Genomic DNA, 19593 nt, shown 5'->3' with positions numbered 1-19593 from the left:
ATCTTATGGCACAAAGCGGAAAAATCACAGTAAATGACGGGGTATTGAATGTACCGGATCGCCCGGTTATTCCTTTCATTGAAGGGGATGGAACTGGCCCTGACATTTGGGCTGCAGCGAAGAGGGTCATCGAAGCAGCAGTAGAAAAAGCATATAATGGAAAAAAATCGATTGAGTGGAAGGAAGTTTTCGCTGGTCAGAAAGCTTATGACCGTTTCGGCGAGTGGCTTCCAAAAGATACACTTGACACCATTCGTGAATACAAAATTGCAATCAAAGGGCCATTGACGACCCCTGTTGGAGGAGGCATCCGTTCTCTTAATGTAGCTTTGCGACAAGAACTGGACTTATTCACTTGTTTGCGTCCTGTCCGTTATTTCGAAGGAGTACCTTCACCGGTTAAACGTCCTGAAGATACGGATATGGTTATCTTCCGGGAAAATACCGAAGATATTTATGCTGGAATTGAATGGCAAAAAGGATCGGATGAAGTCAAGAAAGTCATTGATTTCTTGAGAAATGAAATGGGAGTACATAACATCCGCTTCCCTGAAACATCCGGCATCGGAATTAAGCCGGTATCGGAAGAAGGGACGAAGCGATTGGTACGTGCGGCAATTGAGTATGCAATCAATGAAGGCCGTAAAAGTGTGACGCTTGTCCACAAAGGTAACATCATGAAGTTTACAGAAGGTGCTTTTAAAGCGTGGGGCTATGAGGTAGCACAAGAAGAATTTGGCGATAAGGTATTCACCTGGTGGGAATACGATCGCATTGTGGAAGAACAAGGTAAAGAGGCGGCAAACAAAGCACAGGAAGATGCAGAAAAAGCTGGCAAAATCATTGTCAAAGACGCCATTGCAGATATTTTTCTGCAACAGATTCTTACCCGTCCGCGTGAATTTGATGTAGTGGCAACCATGAACTTGAACGGTGACTATGTTTCTGATGCCTTGGCAGCACAAGTGGGCGGAATCGGCATTGCGCCTGGAGCCAATATCAACTATGAAACTGGTCATGCTATATTCGAGGCAACACATGGTACAGCTCCAAAGTATGCAGGACTTGATAAGGTGAACCCGTCATCAGTCATTCTGTCTGGAGTCCTGATGCTTGAACACTTAGAGTGGAGGGAAGCAGCAGAATTGATTACGAAGTCCATGGATAAGACCATAGCTTCCAAGGAAGTGACTTATGACTTCGCCAGAATGATGGACGGTGCAAAAGAAGTCAAAACTTCCGGATTTGGGGATGCATTGATCAAAAATATGGATTAACCTTTCAGAAAAGGGGTTTTGTGGCATGGGCATTAAAAGAAAAAAAGTATCTGTAATAGGCGGTGGCTTCACTGGAGCCACTACAGCCCTTATGATTGCACAAAAAGAACTGTCTGATGTCGTTTTGGTCGATATACCGGATATGGAAGATCCTACAAAAGGAAAAGCGCTTGATATGTTGGAAGCAGGCCCTGTACAAGGATTCGATGCGAAAATCACTGGTACAGCTGATTATAAAGATACGGAAGGATCCGATCTTGTCATCATCACAGCGGGCATTGCCAGAAAACCGGGAATGAGCAGGGATGACCTGGTTAACACAAACGCGAAGATCATGAAAAGTGTTACAAAGGAAATCGTCCAGTATTCGCCGGATACTTGCATCATTGTGTTGACGAATCCCGTGGACGCGATGACATACACGGTATATAAAGAATCAGGATTTCCGAAAAACCGGGTCATTGGTCAATCCGGAGTACTTGATAGTGCGCGTTTTCGTACCTTTATAGCTGAAGAACTGAATCTGTCGGTTAAAGATATAACCGGGTTTGTTCTCGGCGGACATGGTGATGACATGGTACCATTGATCCGTTACTCCTATGCCGGCGGGATACCGCTCGAAAAGCTGATTTCCAAGGAACGATTAGATGAAATCGTTGCTCGGACCCGGACGGGTGGCGGTGAAATCGTAAACCTTTTAGGAAATGGTAGTGCCTATTATGCGCCAGCTGCTTCCTTGACAGTGATGGCGGAAGCAATTTTGAAAGATCAGCGCCGAGTCCTGCCATCGATTGCTTATTTGGAAGGGGAATACGGTTACTCGGATTTATTTCTGGGCGTTCCCTCCATAATCGGGGGCAATGGCTTGGAAGATATCATCGAACTCGATTTACTGGATGATGAAAGAGCCGCTCTGGATAAATCGGCAGAATCTGTGAAAAAGGTTTTAGATGTTCTAAAGTAATAGAAGAAGCTTTATGGGGATACTATTCCTCATAAAGCTTTTTTAATAGATAAGAAAGTATCTATTCCAGAGATGTCTGGTCCTTCGCTTCCACACACCAGGGCTCAAGCCAATTATCTGCGTGGCAAAATACCTCCGCTTCAAAACTGTAGGGAGTCACGCACACTGCGGATCATGTTTGGCGTTGTCACAGGATACGGGGAATCCAGCCTCTATTCTTTAATAAATTGCTTGCACTTTTCATTTCTTCAATGTCCTTTCCAACGGGGGGATACTTCCGTTATAATGAAAAGAAAGCGCATACATAAAAGGGGGATGTTCCTATGTTTGCTAAAAAAAGACCTTTGGGAAAGAAAATTACCGACTTGAATGTCGGAGATTCTTATCAACATCGTTATCATTTGTCTGATCAGGACTTATTGTTGTATTTGGGTATTACCAATGATGCCAATCCGCTTTATCTCCAACATGATTACGCCTCGCAAACTCCTTATAAGCGGCCGATTGTCCCTTCAGTCGTTTTGTTCGGAGTAGTTTCTTCCATCGTTTCGATGCAACTTCCTGGACCAGGAAGCCATATTATCGAGCAACAGCTTTCTTACCCGTCACCCGTCTATCATGAAAGCAAGCTTGATTTCCATTTGCAAATTTCTTCTATAGATTATGAAAAGCATCAAATAAGAATAAGCGTTACAGGAAGGGATGCGACGGAAAAAGTGGTGCTGCGGGGTACTTTAATCGTCTGTCCTGCTTTTGAGCCTGAATCGATGATCGCTTCCTCGTTGGAAAATTTCTATTGAAAGACGATTTTGGATGGCGATTGTAAAGTTTGTAAAGAAATCTTTACAGGCGACTTTTACGATTATGAGGTTTCTTGTATTCACATACTATCCCCTTCATTGTATGATGAAAAAAGAGAATAGACATACTATATAAAGAGACAATGGGGTGTTGGGATGAATCGAAGGGTTTTAATAGTGGATGACGAGGAATCGATTGTGACTTTGTTGAAATACAACATAGAACAAGCAGGGTTTCTAACCGATATAGCTTATGACGGACAGACAGCAGTCCAAAAGGCTGTCCAGGAGAATTTCGATATGATTGTCCTGGACATCATGCTCCCTGAATTAGATGGAACGGAAGTATGCAAACTGCTCAGACAAAAACAGATCGATACACCCATACTGATGTTGACTGCCAAGGATGATGAATTTGATAAAGTCCTCGGTCTTGAATTGGGGGCCGATGATTATCTTACAAAGCCGTTCAGTCCGAAAGAAGTCGTCGCCCGGATCAAAGCGATACTGCGAAGAACGAACAAGCAGCCTGCTGAAGCGGAGTTATCTTTTCTGAAAATAGCCGACTTAATGATTTATCCAGAACAATACGAAGCAGTTATGAAGGGAGAACCACTTTTATTTACAAGAAAAGAATTCGAACTTTTACTATATTTGGCCAAGCATAAAGGTAAGGTATTATCAAGGGATCAATTACTGAGTGCGGTATGGAATTATGATTTTGTCGGCGACACACGCATTGTAGATGTTCATGTCAGCCATTTGCGGGAGAAAATCGAGCCTGATACAAAACACCCTGTCTATATCAAAACCATCAGGGGACTGGGGTACAAAATGGAGGATCATTTAAATGGGATCGGTTAATATACGGCCCTTTCTAAGCTACCTTTTTGTGGTTGTGCTGATTTTTGCAGGAATGGCTATCATCATTCTTCCTCTTCTTGGGTTTACAGAAAGAATAATCGGCTTGTGCAGCCTTCTTGGCGGCTTGATCGTTTTTTTGGTTTTAATCATGAATATTTTTGAAAAATACATAAAACCCATTCAGTCAGCGGCCAGGGTTGCGGACGAATTAGTCCAGGGAAACTACAAGGCGAGAACCTATGTCAGCTATTTCGGAGAGGCTGGCAAGCTGAGTAATTCCATCAATGTACTGGCAAGAAGCTTGCAGCAGATCACATTACAGGAAAGAATGCAGGAAAATCAGATGAGCACCGTGATTGACAATATGGAAAGCGGGTTGATGCTGATAGACGAAAAAGGCTATGTCCACATGGTCAACCGTAAATTTTTATCTATATTTGGTTCGACCGAAAAAGAGTACCTGGGATTTCTGTATTATGATGTCCTGGACAAGGAGAAAATACATAAAGCCGTGCAAGAAGCTTTTCTTTACGAAGAAAAGGTGAAGGTCTCCTTTTCCATTTCCTCTGGCCTGGAACGAAAATCGGTAGAAGCAGTCGGCGCCCCACTTTTTAATGATAAACGGGAATTGAAAGGTGCAGTACTCGTTTTTCATGACATTACGGAGTTAAAGAGACTGGAAGAAATGCGTAAGGATTTTGTTGCGAATGTATCCCATGAGTTAAAAACACCAATCACCTCCATCAGAGGTTTCGCTGAAACTTTGTTGGAAGGAGCGATGGAAGATACAGAGCTCCGCCGGCAATTCTTGGAAATCATTTTGAAAGAAAGTGGACGTCTTCAAGCCTTGATTCATGATTTACTGGAACTGTCCAAATTGGAAAAAGATGAGTTGAGATTGGAATACAGTGAGGTGGATGTACCCTCATTGGTCCATGACTTACTGCCTGTGGTCAGCCAGCAAGCCGACAAAAAGCAGATTGAGTTGACTGTCGATCTTCCCGATCAGTTTGTAGCTGTGGTTGATGGAGAACGTTTGAAACAGGTGTTTATCAATCTGCTCAACAATGCAGTCAATTATACCCCGGAACAAGGAAAAGTGACCTTGGCCATCACAGGAGATGGCGACAAGTGGAGGATTACTGTTTCAGATACCGGAATCGGAATACCAGAAAAGGCCCAAAGCCGGATTTTTGAACGTTTTTACCGAGTCGACCGGGCTAGGAGCAGGAATACCGGTGGTACGGGGCTTGGTTTGGCGATTGTAAAGCATATTGTCGAAGCGCACAAAGGTTCGATATTTCTGGAAAGTAAAGTAAATGAAGGAACGGTATTTACGATTGAATTGCCTTTGACACCGAAGCATATGCATTAAAAAGGGAACTTATTATATCTTTTCATACTTAAAGGGGGAACGGGCTGTCCGCTTAGTCGAGATTATGACTGGCTGACAGCTTTTTCGTATCGTTCCTCTCCCCGATTTTGTATGCGTGACTCTTCAACTAAATTGGTTGTATATAGAAATCGTTCTTGTCATAGAGTGAGTTACTCGATAAGGAATGATGGCAATCGTTCCTCCTTTTTTCTTCTTTTCTTCAAACATGGTAAGATAGAGTAGAAGCCAAGGGTAGATGGGACGAATGGCAGTAAGGTGTTAAACTTGGACAACTCTAAGCAAATATGAAAATACATAATCTTATCTAAAAGAAAAGGAGAACGAAAGATGACCAATAAACTTATCCTTATTGACGGCAATAGTATTGCCTATCGGGCTTTTTTTGCCTTGCCGCTATTGAACAATGACAAAGGTGTTTATACCAACGCTATATATGGATTCACCAACATGCTGCTGAAAATACTGGAGACAGAAAAACCGACCCATATGCTGGTCGCTTTTGATGCGGGGAAAACCACCTTTCGTCATAAGACATACAAGGAGTACAAGGGTGGCAGACAAAAAACGCCGCCTGAGCTTTCCGAACAGTTTCCGCTTCTCCGCGACTTGCTGGATGCTTTCAGTATTCCTCATTACCAGTTGGACCAATACGAGGCGGACGATATCATCGGAACCCTCGCAAAACAGGGGGAAGGCAAGGAATGGGAAGTAAATGTGATTTCCGGGGATAAGGACCTTCTTCAGCTCGTTTCAGATAACGTTACGGTTAGCTTGACGAAGAAAGGACTTAGCGATATTGATGCTTATACTCCTTCCTTCATGCTTGAAAAGATGGAAGTGAGACCAGACCAAATCATTGACATGAAAGCCTTGATGGGAGACAGTTCTGACAACATTCCCGGGGTGCCGGGGATCGGTCAAAAAACGGCTGTCAAACTGTTGAAGCAATATGAAACAGTCGATAACCTTTTTAACCATTTGGATGAAGTGAGCGGGAAAAAGTTAAAAGAAAAACTCGAAAACCATAAACAGGATGCTTATATGAGCAAAGAACTGGTGACGATATCTTGTGACGCTCCGCTGAAAATCGGCTTGGAGGATCTTCCATATCCAGGGTATCAAGCACATAAGGTAAGTGCGATATTCAAGGAATTGGGTTTTCAATCCCTATTGAGCAGACTCGATGGGGAGGACGGAGAAGAGACGGAAGCAAAGGAGGAACTGCCGGAGTTGGATGTGACCATCCTCGAAGACATTACCGATGATTTGTTCACAGGTGAAGAAGCTTTGGTGGTAGAAATGTTGCAGGACAATTACCACTCAGCTCCGATAGAAGGATTCGGCATCGTAAATGCCGGACATAACTACTTTATTCCAACCGAAGCAGCTGTGGAGTCTCCTGCTTTCAAACGGTGGGCAGAAGACCCTGCCATGAAAAAGTATGTTTTCGATGCAAAGAAGACTACGGTCGCTTTGTTGAATAAGGGCATAGAGGTAAAAGGGATCGATTTTGATTTGTTGCTCGCTTCCTATCTAATCAATCCTTCCGAGAATCATCACGATATCCCTGCAATTTGCCATCGGATGGGAGAAAAAGGGGTTTTGTATGACGAGGAAGTATATGGGAAAGGCGCGAAACTGAAGGTGCCAGGGCAGGAACAACTCGCAGACCATGTAACTAGAAAAACACGACTCATATATCAGCTGAAAAACAAAGTCGAGGAGCAACTGAAACAAAATCAGCAGTTCGAACTGTTTGATGAATTAGAAATGCCGCTTGCCATTATCCTGGGTGAAATGGAACACACCGGGGTGCGGGTAGATATAAACAAACTGGAAGAAATGGGTGCGGAACTGCAGCGCCGTCTAAAGGAAATCGAAGAAGAAGTGTTTAAGCTCGCTGGCGAGGAATTCAACTTGAATTCACCCAAACAGTTGGGGCCGATCTTATTTGAAAAACTCGGATTGCCTGTCATCAAAAAAACGAAAACCGGCTATTCCACTTCAGCGGATATTTTGGAACAGTTACAGGATCAGCATGATATCATCCCGAATTTGTTGTTGTACAGACAGTTAGGGAAACTGCAGTCTACCTATATAGAAGGATTATTAAAGGTGGTTCATCGAGACAACCAAAAAATCCACACACGTTTCAACCAGGCACTTACACAAACCGGCAGGTTGAGTTCGACTGATCCGAACTTGCAAAACATCCCGATTCGCCTGGAAGAAGGAAGGAAAATCAGACAAGCGTTCACAGCCTCCAAAGAGGACTGGATTGTATTCGCGGCCGATTATTCGCAAATCGAGCTGCGTGTCTTAGCACATATCGCCAACGATGAAAAACTGATTGAAGCTTTCAATGAGAACAAAGACATTCATACGCAAACCGCTATGCAGGTTTTTCATGTTGCTGAAGACGAAATAACCCCGAACATGCGAAGGCAGGCAAAAGCAGTCAACTTCGGTATTGTCTATGGAATAAGTGACTATGGTTTGTCGCAAAGTCTTGGGATTACCAGAAAAGAAGCAAAGAAATTTATCGACCGTTATTTGGATACGTATTTGGGTGTAAGAGATTATATGGAGGAAATCATTCAGGAGGCGAAGCAAACAGGCTATGTCTCTACGATGATGAATCGGAGAAGATACCTTCCTGACATCACCAGCCGAAATTTCAATAAACGGAGTTTCGCCGAGCGGACAGCCATGAATACACCGATTCAAGGAAGTGCTGCAGATATAATCAAGCTGGCGATGATAAATCTTCATCAAAAATTGAAGGAAGAACAAGTGGAAGCAAGAATGTTGCTTCAAGTACACGATGAGTTGATTTTGGAAGCGCCTAGCAGTGAAATCGATCAATTGAAAACCATCGTTCCTTCCGCGATGGAAGATGCGATTGAATTGAATGTACCGCTGAAAGTGGACTATGCTTATGGGAAGACTTGGTATGATGCAAAATAGCAGGGAGAGAATAGGTAATGCCAGAATTGCCTGAAGTGGAAACAATTAGAAAAACATTATTGGAGCTTGTACAAAATAAACAAATTGCCGATGTGAAGGTATTTTGGAATAAAATAATTAAACAGCCAACGGATATTCATGTATTTAAACAAATGCTTACCGGACAAAAAATCCTTGATATTGATCGGCGTGGGAAATTTTTACTCTTCGAGCTGGATGACTATACATTGATTTCCCATTTGCGTATGGAGGGAAATTATGGTGTCTATCAACAGGATGAGCCTGTACTGAACCATACACATGTTATTTTCACCTTCACTGATGGCAGCGAGCTTCGTTATAAAGATGTAAGGAAATTCGGTACGATGCATTTGGTGGAAAAGGGAACAGCATACCAGCAAAAACCTTTAAGTCAGCTCGGTCCTGACCCGTTCAGCCCAGCGTTTGATTTCGATGTTTTTTATCAAAAGGTCCATAAAAGCGAACGGACAATCAAGTCCATTTTGCTGGATCAGACGGTGATTGCAGGATTGGGGAACATTTACGTCGATGAGTCGCTGTTCAAAGCAGGCATCCACCCGGAGAGAAAGGGAACCAGTTTGTCTAAGCAAGATGTTTCCATCATCCATCAAAAGGCTGTGGAAACCCTGGAACAGGCGATTGAACAGGGAGGTACTACTATCCGATCGTACGTAAACAGCCAAGGCCAAATCGGCATGTTCCAGCAGGAATTGTTTGTTTATGGACAGGAAAACGAACCATGCAAAAGCTGTGGCGGACCGATAACCAAGATCAAGGTGGGAGGCAGAGGGACACATATTTGCTTAACCTGCCAAAAATAGGTTAAGCACAAGAGGGATGCCTCATCCATATACTAACTCGTAAAAGTATACGGATAAAGGAGTTAAGGATATGGCTGATGTCTCCACCTTTGTGCTGCTTGCTTTTGCTGTCAGCCTGGACAGTTTTATGGTCGGGTTCACCTATGGACTGAGGAAAATGGCGATAAGATCTCGGACTATCCTTCTAATCGCCTTCATAACGGCTGTTGTATTTTATCTTTCCATGCTGATCGGCACGGTGATCGCTTCTTTTCTAGAACCGTCAGTAGCTGAAATGATCGGTGGAACGGTGCTCATATTGATCGGCATTTGGGTCGTTTATCAGTTTTTTCGAACCGATAATACCCAGCGGGAGCAGCCGATCGTCTTGAAATTTGAAATAAAGTCGCTTGGTATTGTAATCGAAATATTAAAAAAACCGATGGCGGCTGACTTTGATAAGTCTGGAAATATAACCGGAATAGAAGCCTTGCTGCTTGGTCTGGCGTTGTCTGTCGATTCTTTTGGTGCGGGGATTGGTGCAGCCATGCTTGGATTCGCTCCATTGCTGGCAGCTGGCGGCATTGGTGCAACAACAGGAATTTTTTTGGCTGGAGGTTTGAAAAGCGGCTATTTATTTTCTTATTGGCGCTGGCTGCAGCGACTGACATTTCTTCCCGGTTTAATTCTCATCGTCATCGGAATCATAAAAATTACCTGAAGGTGTGGTAGACTTGGCACTTGTAATCGGACTTACTGGAGGCATTGCCAGCGGGAAAAGCACTATTGCTGGCTTTCTTGCCGAATGGAATATACCTATTATAGACGCAGACATTATTTCCAGGCAGGTAGTAGAAAAGGGAGAAACTGCATATGAGCGAATTGTGGATGTATTCGGAGAAGAAGTGCTTCTTTCTGATGGGAATTTAGATCGCGGGAAATTGGGAAAGCTAATCTTCAGAGACAAAGAGAAAAGAGAACAACTTAATGATATCGTCCACCCGGCAGTAAGGGAAAAAATGCTGGAACAACGTGATGCGTTTGCAGCCAAAGGGGAAGAGGCTGTCGTGTTGGATATCCCATTACTATATGAAAGCAGCCTTACTCATTTTGTTGATAAAGTACTGGTTGTTTATGTAGATGAAGAAACACAACGTCGGCGGTTGATGAATCGCAATGGGTTTTCTGAAGAAGAAGCAACGGAACGGATGACCGCACAGATGCCTTTAGATAAAAAAGCAAAGATGGCAGATGAAATAATCGATAATAATGGGACGATAGAGTCATCACGGCAACAACTTCTAACCATTTTGAAGAAATGGGCAATCCAGGTGTAAACAGGACTTCGGAAAAACTACAATATTTAAAGATTTCGAATTCGCAAAAAGTAGTTGAATCAAAATTATGGAAGCAACAGCAAAAACCGAACGATATTCGAAACTGCTACGCATTCGGATTCGGTCGGTTTTTTTTGATTCCCCCAAAAAGCATGTTTGTTATGTAGCGACTTTTTCATTTGTTCCCTTTAAAAATGACACACTGTTGAAATAAATGTGCTATACTATTGTAGAAATGATGTTAAAAATGCACTTTAATAGGAGGTCGTTTTAATGACTACTCGTATAGCAATCAATGGATTCGGCCGGATAGGGCGGATGGTGTTCAGAAGGGCAATTGTCGACAAAGATATAGAAATAGTCGCCATCAATGCCAGTTACCCTGCTGAGACGATAGCACATTTGATCAATTATGACAGCGTTCATGGGAGATTTTCGACAGAAGTGAAAGCGCTTTCTGATGGTTTGCTCGTTAATGGAAAAAAAGTTTTCCTTGTCTCCAATCGGACACCGAGCGAGCTTCCGTGGAGACAGTTGGGAATAGACCTTGTTATCGAAGCGACTGGAAAATTCAAAACAAAAGAAGCAGCCGGACAGCATTTAGATGCCGGGGCTAAGCAAGTGATCATAACTGCGCCGGGCAAAAATGTCGATGCCACTATTGTCATGGGAGTGAATCAAACGGATTTTCAGCCGGAAAAACATCAGGTGATATCTGCAGCTTCTTGTACAACAAATTGTCTAGCGCCATTGCTTAAAGTTCTTCATCATGAATTCGGTGTAGAACATGGTTTGCTGACCACGGTCCATGCTTTCACAAATGACCAGCAAAGCCTGGATAACCCACATAAAGATCTACGAAGAGCGCGTGGATGTACACAGTCGATTATCCCCACTTCAACAGGGGCGGCGGAAGCAATCAAGGAAGTAATGCCTTCCTTGGAGGGAAAGCTAAAGGGAATGGCTTTGCGTGTACCTACCCCAAATGTTTCGTTGGTCGATTTAACCGTCGAACTGAAAAAACCGGCTACACCAGATAAAGTAAACGAATGCTTTAGAAGAGCCAGCGAAAAAGAAATGAAAGGCATCATTCAATATAGTGATCAACCGCTAGTTTCCATCGATTATACAACTTCTGATTTCTCAGCAGTAGTCGATGGTTTATCCACAATGGTGGTTGCCGATAACAATCTGAAAATCATTGCATGGTATGATAATGAATGGGGATATGCCTGCCGCGTAGTGGATCTTGCACGGTTTATATCCTACGGCTCGGTTAAACAGGAACAATATCAGTATTCCTGATACGGATAAGTGCCTGCTGATTGCCCAATAATAAGATGGAGGGACGAGGCCCCCTTCTTCTCTCCGTGAAAAAAATGGTGAACATGCTTGCAAATCCAGGGTAAACCGTTTATACTTTTTTTGCACATCATCCGTTTCTCGACGGTTGACGTACGCAAGAAAGATTTCTGGTTTAATGCCTCGGCAACGCGAGGTATACCAAATACTACAACGCTGTTTCAACATAACCGGTTTCCGGTAACTTTCTTCACCATGAGTATGGATATATACTGCTTTAAGGGTTAGGACCTCTTAGGACTAACTTTCCCCCATGGCGGTCCATGCTTTTATTGAGGAGATTTTTTCACTTTTAAAGGGGGATTAATTGAATGGATACAATGGGCAGGCACGTGATTGCAGAATTATGGGAATGTAATATAGATAAACTGAATGATATGGGGTTAATAGAAAAGATATTTGTCAATGCTGCTTTAAAAGCCGGAGCCGAAATTCGCGAGGTTGCTTTTCACAAATTTGCTCCTTATGGCGTGAGCGGTGTAGTGATTATCTCTGAATCCCATTTAACAATCCACAGCTTCCCGGAACATGGATACGCAAGCATTGATGTCTATACTTGCGGGGATATTATCGATCCGAACGTAGCTGCGGAATATATTGCTGAATCACTTGAATCGAATCGAAGCGAAAAAGTGGAAGTGCCGCGGGGGATGGGCCCTGTGGAAGTCAGCCAGTTTAAAGCTTTATAATGAATCGGGAAACCCTTGCCAGAGGAGACGGCAAGGGTTTTTTATGCGACATCCATTTTGTGACCGAAATTCCTGAGTATGGATTGCCGTGAAACAAAGAAAAGACTTTGGTCATCGTTTAATCATTGAAAACGTGTTAAAATAAAAAGAAAAAGACTTTGTCTAAAGTTGTGAGGTGCCTGTCATGAGTTTTCGACAAACAATAACAAAGTATTTCGGCAATCATGCAGAAACAAATGAAAATCATTGGGATGCAAATTTACAGACACATTATTTTAAAACAACAAAAGAAAAAGGTTTACAGGCTGTTGAGGAATACTTTAAACGATCAGATTCCTATGAGATAGTAGCTCAATCGAAAGAACATGGTGAAATCAGTGTCAATTATACCGGCGGAAGGAAAGCTTTCATTATTGCTACGGTCATTATGGTGAAACCATATCGAACTGCAATCGATTTTTCGGTGACGACTGAATCGATTTTGCCGTTTGATTTCGGATTCAGTCATAACTTGATACCCAAGTTGTACAGCCAGCTAAAAAAAGAACTCACTTTTTTGGAAACATCGATGACGAAAAATGCTGATTTATAATGGAAACTGCTATAAAAGTATGGGGTTGATACATAATGAGATGTCCTAACTGCCAATTTAAAAGTACAAAAGTGCTTGATTCGCGACCGATAGAAGAAGGCCGGTCTATCAGAAGAAGAAGAGAATGCGAAGAATGTTCTTTCCGTTTTACAACTTTCGAAAGGCTGGAAGAAGTGCCTTTGATTGTCGTCAAAAAAGAAGGGACAAGAGAGGAATACAGCCGTGAAAAGTTGATGAGAGGGCTGATCAAAGCATGCGAGAAACGGCCTGTGGCATTGGAGCAAATTGAGTCGATTGCTGTAGAGGTAGAGAAAGAACTGCGAAATAGAGGTACTTCCGAGGTACAAAGCAAAGAAATAGGTGAAATGGTCATGGATCGTCTCTCATCGGTTGATGAAGTAGCATATGTCCGGTTTGCTTCTGTGTACAGACAGTTTAAAGACATAAGTGTGTTTTTGGATGAATTGAAGGACTTAATCAGGTCAGACAATAAATAAATGGAGGCTTATTCAGCAAAAGGAAGGAGACAAAATCTTGAATCATCAACATATTGGTAAATTACTCCCGATCGACGGATTTGCTATAAAGACGACAGCGGCCTTATCGATGGAAAGTCTGCAATCTTTGACCCATCTGTATCAGCCGCTTGTCGGCAGCGATGCCATTTCTTTATATCAAACACTTATGAGTGAGTGCCAATTAAGAAATCACCATCAAGAGCTGCAAACCCATCACACTTTGATGAATTACTTGTCTCTGCCGCTTGATAAGTTATATCAGGCACGTCTGAAACTGGAAGGCATTGGGTTGATGAGCACATATAAAACTGAACATAAACAAAAAAATGTTTATACATATCAGTTGAACCCGCCATTTTTGCCAGTCGACTTTTTTAATGATGGAATGCTGTCGCAGCTGCTCTATCACCACTTGGGCGAAAAGAAACATGGGGAATTGGTTCATTTGTTTGACATAGAGGGGCAGGGTCAGTTAAAAGGCGAAGATGTCACCATGGGATTCGCGGATGTGTTCGATACGCATATCTCCCATTTTGCTGCTCCTGCTTCTCCGGGAGAAGAAAGACAACAGGAAAGCCAGGCAGGCCCTGCTCACCTTGACGAGGAAGTTGACTTCGGCTGGATTGAACAAATGCTGCAAAAAAGAATGATTTCTTCCCGTTCCGTTTTGACAGCAGCTAACAAAAAATTGATTCGGCAAATGATTGTGTTGTACGATTTGCCTGTCCAAGATTTGGAAAGTGCCGTGATTTGGGCTATAAATGAAGATAATCAACTGGACGCAAAGGAATTTAAATCTGCCTGCCACGATTTATTTCAGGCTTCTGCAAGAAAGGCAGATATAAAACTGGTGGAAAAACAGACTGGCCGGGTGAAGGCTGAGAATACAGCAGAAGAACCGGTAAGCAAGGAAGAGCAGTTTGTGAAAATGCTGGAAGAAATTTCTCCCAAACAGCTGTTAGAGGACTTATCCGGTGGTAATCAAGCCTCTGCGCAAGATTTAAAAACAATCAGGGATGTGATGACCCAGCAGGGGCTCTCGCCAGGTGTCATGAATGTTTTGGTCCATTATGTTCTTTTAAAGACAGATATGAAACTTTCCAAAGCTTACTTGGAAAAAATCGCGAGTCACTGGGCCAGAAAAAATGTGAAAACAGTGAAGCAGGCAATGGCTCTTGCCAAATCTGAAAATCAAAAGTATCAACAGTGGGGTTCTGGTACTGCAAAGCAAAGTTATCGCAAACCTGCCAAAAAAGAGGTGATTCCTGACTGGTTTAAGGAAAGAAAAGCACAGCAGAATGGAAAAACAGTAAAAGAGGCAGAGGCTGCCATCGATAAAGAAGAAAACCAGGAAGACCTCGGCGAATTGATAAAAAGTTATTTGAATAATGGCAGCTAGGGCACTGTTTCTGTTTATGGAGCACAGAAGTATAAGAATAAGGATGATCGAAGATGGAACCTATTCAAGCTTCCTTGAAAAAATGGATGAAAGATAATAAGAACTTCCAAAAGAATTTCACTCACTTGCGAAACGCAATTTTAAATGATTCGCAGGTCAAGCAGCTGCTCTTAAGCAATCCGCAGCTGGATACAAATGACATCGACAGGAATTTGATGAAGCTCTATGAATTTATTTCACAATCTAAAAATTGTGCTGACTGTCCGGTTCTGGAAGAATGCCAAAACATCCTTCCAGGCTATACGCCATACTTGCAAGTAGACGGAAAGACTGTTCGTATAAGCTACGAAAAATGCTATAAAAAAATCCAACATGACGAGCAGGAGAAGCATAAAACACTAATTCAAAGCCTTTATATGCCTCGGGAAATACTCCATGCCACTTTTGCAGATTTGGATCACACCGACAAACGGCGTCAAGCCATTACAGAATCGGTTCGTTATCTTCAGTCGGTCGGGACCGATGAACAAGAAGCTAAAGGGATGTACTTTTATGGACCTTTCGGCGTGGGGAAAACCCATTTCTTAGGTGCTATCGCCAATGAACTGGCGAAAAAAAGGATTGCAAGCATGATTATTTATATGCCTGAATTTGTCAGGGAGATAAAGGCGTCCTTGAAGGATGACTCTCTGAATCAGAAAGTGGAACGCTTTAAAACGATTCCGGTACTGATGCTGGACGACATAGGAGCAGAGTCTCAATCAGCCTGGTTCAGAGACGAAATCTTAGGATCCATCCTGCAATACAGAATGATGGAAAAATTACCTGTTTTTTTCACCTCCAATTATAGTCTGGAACAATTGGAAAATCATTTAGCGACTACCACCAGGGGAGATGTTGAAAAAGTCAAAGCTGGAAGGATCATTGAGCGGATCAAACAGGTCAGCAGAGAAGTGCCTTTGTTCGGAACGAACCGCAGGGATTAAGAAGCTGGCTAACTTAGAGAATACTTGTTGAAAAAAATATAGTGGTAAAAGCAATGGAAACGGACAGTTCGAGCTCGTCCGTTTTTTTGTTATTTTCATTGAAACAGCTGATCGAAGAAAGGGGGTTCTTCCAATTTTGATTATTTCATAAAGAACTATTCCATAATTTTGCCGCTGGTTATCGGTTGTCCTTTGTATGTGTGGGCTTATTCCGGTCGATTTTAAAAACTATCAGGATTCTTCCCATACATCACACATTTTTTGAAGCATTGATCCATATAATGTAACAGTTTGATCGTGATGAGGGTGATGAGTATTGCTTGAGGTTTATTTTGAGACAAAAGCAGAAACCATGACATTTTGTGATCGGATTGTTCAGTATGGCCTCGATGTAGAATTGAACTGGAAAACCAATGACAAGTGGGGAAACCATATCAAAATCCGGGAAAGCCGATCCATGGGGGAACAACTGGCTAACACTGCTGAGGCGATGGCATATGTGTTCACAAGACATAAAGAAAGCATCTGGGTCGCCGATATAATCAAGAATGTCTATTATTATAAAGACAAGGAGGAAGTACATCGAATTTCAGAACTTGCCCATTCTATTTTATCAGGCGATGATTCGGGGGATGTTCCAATACCGGTGGATATCGATTTGCGGAAAACATTGAAAAAATGTTTTCAGGAGAATATCCGTACCGAAGAAGCGGTTCATTTCGATTCATTGGTGAATTTTCGCCTGCAGCCCTACAAAGAGGAACTTATCGAAATCATCGGGATGGCGATCGATGAATTCAAGCGGGAAGAAGATCATCAATCGTTTGTCCAGTCGCTGCGGGAATATGTAGCCAAAAAGAAGTCAAAATTTCAAATTGTCCATGTGGTGCAAGGCAGGAACTTTAAATTTTATAAAGCGAACGGGAAGCCTTTTTCCAAGATGGAAATTAAAATGCTGATTCAACAGGAACCGCTCTACATAGTCGGTTTGGATGAAGCTGAGCTGAATATTACACCACTGCTTGCCATGGCGCCTGAACGTGTTGTTATTTACGGGGACCATCCCTCTGAGCCGAAAACGCTGACCGTGATCAATGTGTTCCAGGAGAAAGCGGTTTTCGAACCCTTCACTCGGTTCCCCTTCCCGAATTATTTAAGAAATCATTGAATATACTTGATTTTTGACTACTGTATCGCTATAATTACGTTCATAAAAGATTAACACATCGGTTTTGATGAGGACATGATCGAATCGGCCTGGAATACTTTAGAGAGGGGAGCCGCTCGGCTGAAAGCTTCCTGTACTTCCGTGATTCTGATTACCGCCTTTGAACCCTGTTATTGAACGGAGATAGTAGGTAACAGCGTTTCATCTACGTTACAGATGCCAATGAGCCGTACATTATGTGCGGGAATTAGGGTGGAACCACGAGGCCGACGCTCGTCCCTTAGCTGTTAAGCTATTGGGACGGGCGTTTTTCACTTTTTTAGTTTACACGATAAACCAACTTTCAAAGGAGAGATCACTTATGGCAGAAATGATCCGCATTACATTCCCAGACGGAGCCCAAAAGGAATTCCCACAGGGGACGACTGGAGAGGATATAGCAGCTTCGATTTCACCTGGATTGAGGAAACAGGCGCTGGCAGTAAAACTGGATGGTATCCCTTATGATCTTCGCAGCGAGCTTCCGGGAGACGGCGAGATCGAAATCATCACGAATAAGCAGCAGGAAGGAATTGAAATTATGCGCCATTCTGCTGCCCATTTGATGGCGCAGGCGATCAAACGATTGTACGACAATGTTCAATTCGGGGTTGGACCAGTCATTGAAGATGGATTTTATTATGATTTTGATATGGAAGAATCTGTAACCCCGGAAGATTTACCTAGAATAGAAAAAGAAATGCAAAAAATCATCGACGAAAATTTAGAGATTGTCCGCAAAGAGGTTTCACGCGAAGAGGCAAAGCAAATGTTTCGGGAAATCGGCGATGAGTTAAAGCTTGAATTGATTGATGCCATCCCCGAAGGAGAAACGGTGTCTATTTATCAACAAGGTGAATTTTTTGATTTGTGCCGAGGCATCCATGTTCCGTCCACCAGTAAAATCAAAGTAGTCAAACTGTTGAGCATTTCCGGTGCCTATTGGCGGGGGGACAGCAACAACAAAATGCTTCAACGGATATACGGTACTGCGTTCGAGAAAAAGAGCAATCTTGATGAATATTTACGTATTCGTGAAGAAGCTAAGGAACGCGACCACCGAAAGTTAGGAAAAGAATTGGACTTGTTTACGGTATCTCAACAAGTAGGTCAGGGCTTGCCGCTTTGGCTGCCGAAAGGAGCCACTATCCGTCGGACAATCGAACGTTACATTGTCGATTTGGAGGAAAGACTTGGCTATGATCACGTATATACACCGGTTTTGGGAAGTGTAGATTTATATAAAACAAGCGGCCACTGGGATCATTACAAGGACGATATGTTCCCTACATTGGAAATGGATAACGAAGATCTTGTCCTGCGCCCAATGAATTGTCCGCATCACATGATGGTGTTTAAAAATGAACTGCACAGCTATCGCAATCTTCCTGTCCGCATTGCGGAACTTGGCACCATGCATCGTCATGAAATGTCTGGTGCACTTGCCGGTTTGCAGCGTGTACGGGCTATGACATTGAATGACGCCCACATATTTGCACGCCCAGATCAGCTGAAAGACGAATTTATCCGTGTTGTTCAATTGGTTCAGGCAGTTTATAAGGATTTTGGCATCGATGATTACTACTTCCGTCTATCCTATCGGGATCCAGCGGATACCGAAAAGTACGTCGATAACGATGAAATGTGGGAAAAAGCCCAGGCAATGTTGAAAGAGACGATGGAAGACATGGAGCTTGAATATGTGGAAGCAGAAGGTGAAGCGGCATTCTATGGTCCTAAGTTGGACGTGCAGGTCAAAACGGCCCTTGGAAAAGATGAAACATTGTCGACTGTTCAATTGGACTTTCATTTGCCGGAACGGTTCGATTTGACCTATATCGGTGAAGACGGCAAAGAACACCGTCCTGTTGTCATCCACCGCGGTGTTGTATCTACGATGGAACGTTTTGTCGCCTTCCTTATCGAGGAGTATAAAGGGGCATTTCCTACATGGCTTGCACCTGTCCAAGCCCGGATAATACCTGTTTCGCCCGGAATTCATTTGGATTATGCTAAAAAAGTGGAAGAGGATTTGCGATATCGTGGTGTCCGCGTAGAAGTGGATGAGCGGGATGAGAAAATCGGCTATAAGATACGGGAAGCGCAAACGCAAAAAATCCCTTACGCTCTTGTAGTGGGTGACAAAGAAATTGAAGACAATGCCGTCAATGTACGCCGTTATGGCGAGAAAAACTCGGAAACAAAGCCTCTAGATATGTTTATGGATCAAATCGAGGCGGAAATTCGTGAAAAAACATTGAAGTAAGGGATGGTCAAAGAAAGCCTCCCTCTTAACAGTGAAAATCATCAGTGTGGAAACGCTGGTGATTTTCCCTATCAAGATTGCTTTTCCCTTTCGTACCATTTTTTCAGATACAAATCAGGCCTTATCAAATGCTTGCAAAGTTTAAAAA

The 19593-nt window shown here is 42.8% G+C and carries 17 protein-coding genes; all 17 read left to right on the top strand.

The window, feature by feature from the left end; genetic code table 11:
• The first annotated feature begins 5 nt into the window (after positions 1 to 5).
• The 17 genes from icd (at position 6) to thrS (ending at position 19445) form a co-directional block, all read left to right on the top strand.
• Positions 6 to 1277 carry an NADP-dependent isocitrate dehydrogenase gene (gene icd / locus F6X55_RS16310; RefSeq protein ID WP_026569730.1) on the top strand — a complete coding sequence of 424 codons (1272 nt, stop codon included), beginning with the start codon at positions 6 to 8 and terminating at the stop codon, positions 1275 to 1277.
• A 25-nt stretch (positions 1278 to 1302) separates the two neighbouring features.
• Complete coding sequence (gene mdh, locus F6X55_RS16305) at positions 1303 to 2241, top strand: malate dehydrogenase (RefSeq protein ID WP_153464752.1); 939 nt, start codon at positions 1303 to 1305, stop codon at positions 2239 to 2241.
• Between the two features lie 323 nt (positions 2242 to 2564).
• Complete coding sequence (locus F6X55_RS16300) at positions 2565 to 3041, top strand: MaoC/PaaZ C-terminal domain-containing protein (protein ID WP_026569732.1); 477 nt, start codon at positions 2565 to 2567, stop codon at positions 3039 to 3041.
• 156 nt (positions 3042 to 3197) lie between these two features.
• Positions 3198 to 3905: a response regulator transcription factor gene (locus F6X55_RS16295; RefSeq protein ID WP_153464750.1), complete on the top strand. Its 708-nt coding sequence runs from the start codon at positions 3198 to 3200 to the stop codon at positions 3903 to 3905.
• Complete coding sequence (gene pnpS, locus F6X55_RS16290; RefSeq protein ID WP_153464748.1) at positions 3892 to 5280, top strand: two-component system histidine kinase PnpS; 1389 nt, start codon at positions 3892 to 3894, stop codon at positions 5278 to 5280. The genes F6X55_RS16295 and pnpS overlap by 14 nt, the downstream gene beginning before the upstream one ends.
• Positions 5281 to 5628: 348 nt before the next feature.
• Entirely contained in the window at positions 5629 to 8268 is a 2640-nt protein-coding gene (gene polA, locus F6X55_RS16285; protein WP_153464746.1) for a DNA polymerase I, read from the top strand.
• A 17-nt stretch (positions 8269 to 8285) separates the two neighbouring features.
• Positions 8286 to 9110, top strand: a complete 825-nt coding sequence (gene mutM / locus F6X55_RS16280) for a DNA-formamidopyrimidine glycosylase (protein WP_026569735.1) — start codon at positions 8286 to 8288, stop codon at positions 9108 to 9110.
• A gap of 70 nt (positions 9111 to 9180) precedes the next feature.
• Positions 9181 to 9810, top strand: a complete 630-nt coding sequence (gene ytaF / locus F6X55_RS16275; protein WP_026569736.1) for a sporulation membrane protein YtaF — start codon at positions 9181 to 9183, stop codon at positions 9808 to 9810.
• A gap of 13 nt (positions 9811 to 9823) precedes the next feature.
• On the top strand, positions 9824 to 10426 hold the full coding sequence (coaE, locus tag F6X55_RS16270) for a dephospho-CoA kinase (protein WP_026771084.1): 603 nt from the start codon (positions 9824 to 9826) through the stop codon (positions 10424 to 10426).
• 273 nt (positions 10427 to 10699) lie between these two features.
• Positions 10700 to 11731, top strand: coding sequence for a glyceraldehyde-3-phosphate dehydrogenase (locus F6X55_RS16265; RefSeq protein ID WP_153464744.1), 1032 nt, complete (start codon positions 10700 to 10702; stop codon positions 11729 to 11731).
• 368 nt (positions 11732 to 12099) lie between these two features.
• Positions 12100 to 12477 (top strand): adenosylmethionine decarboxylase, encoded by a 378-nt coding sequence (speD, locus tag F6X55_RS16260; protein ID WP_026569738.1) that lies wholly within the window; start codon positions 12100 to 12102, stop codon positions 12475 to 12477.
• A gap of 184 nt (positions 12478 to 12661) precedes the next feature.
• Complete coding sequence (locus tag F6X55_RS16255) at positions 12662 to 13069, top strand: hypothetical protein (RefSeq protein WP_026771085.1); 408 nt, start codon at positions 12662 to 12664, stop codon at positions 13067 to 13069.
• Between the two features lie 35 nt (positions 13070 to 13104).
• Positions 13105 to 13566 carry a transcriptional regulator NrdR gene (nrdR, locus tag F6X55_RS16250; RefSeq protein WP_026569739.1) on the top strand — a complete coding sequence of 154 codons (462 nt, stop codon included), beginning with the start codon at positions 13105 to 13107 and terminating at the stop codon, positions 13564 to 13566.
• A 37-nt stretch (positions 13567 to 13603) separates the two neighbouring features.
• On the top strand, positions 13604 to 14986 hold the full coding sequence (locus F6X55_RS16245) for a replication initiation and membrane attachment family protein (RefSeq protein WP_237648694.1): 1383 nt from the start codon (positions 13604 to 13606) through the stop codon (positions 14984 to 14986).
• 53 nt (positions 14987 to 15039) lie between these two features.
• Complete coding sequence (gene dnaI, locus F6X55_RS16240) at positions 15040 to 15972, top strand: primosomal protein DnaI (RefSeq protein WP_153464742.1); 933 nt, start codon at positions 15040 to 15042, stop codon at positions 15970 to 15972.
• A 316-nt stretch (positions 15973 to 16288) separates the two neighbouring features.
• A complete protein-coding gene (gene ytxC, locus F6X55_RS16235; protein ID WP_153464740.1) occupies positions 16289 to 17140 on the top strand; it encodes a putative sporulation protein YtxC in 852 nt (283 codons plus the stop codon).
• A gap of 361 nt (positions 17141 to 17501) precedes the next feature.
• Positions 17502 to 19445: a threonine--tRNA ligase gene (gene thrS, locus F6X55_RS16230; RefSeq protein WP_153464738.1), complete on the top strand. Its 1944-nt coding sequence runs from the start codon at positions 17502 to 17504 to the stop codon at positions 19443 to 19445.
• The last annotated feature ends 148 nt before the right edge of the window (positions 19446 to 19593 follow it).

The sequence above is a fragment of the Sediminibacillus terrae genome (genome assembly GCF_009602435.1).
GTDB classification, from domain to species: Bacteria; Bacillota; Bacilli; order Bacillales; family Amphibacillaceae; genus Sediminibacillus; species Sediminibacillus terrae.
Note: the sequence above shows the minus strand (reverse complement) of the source record. Positions and strands in the feature narration are given on the sequence as shown.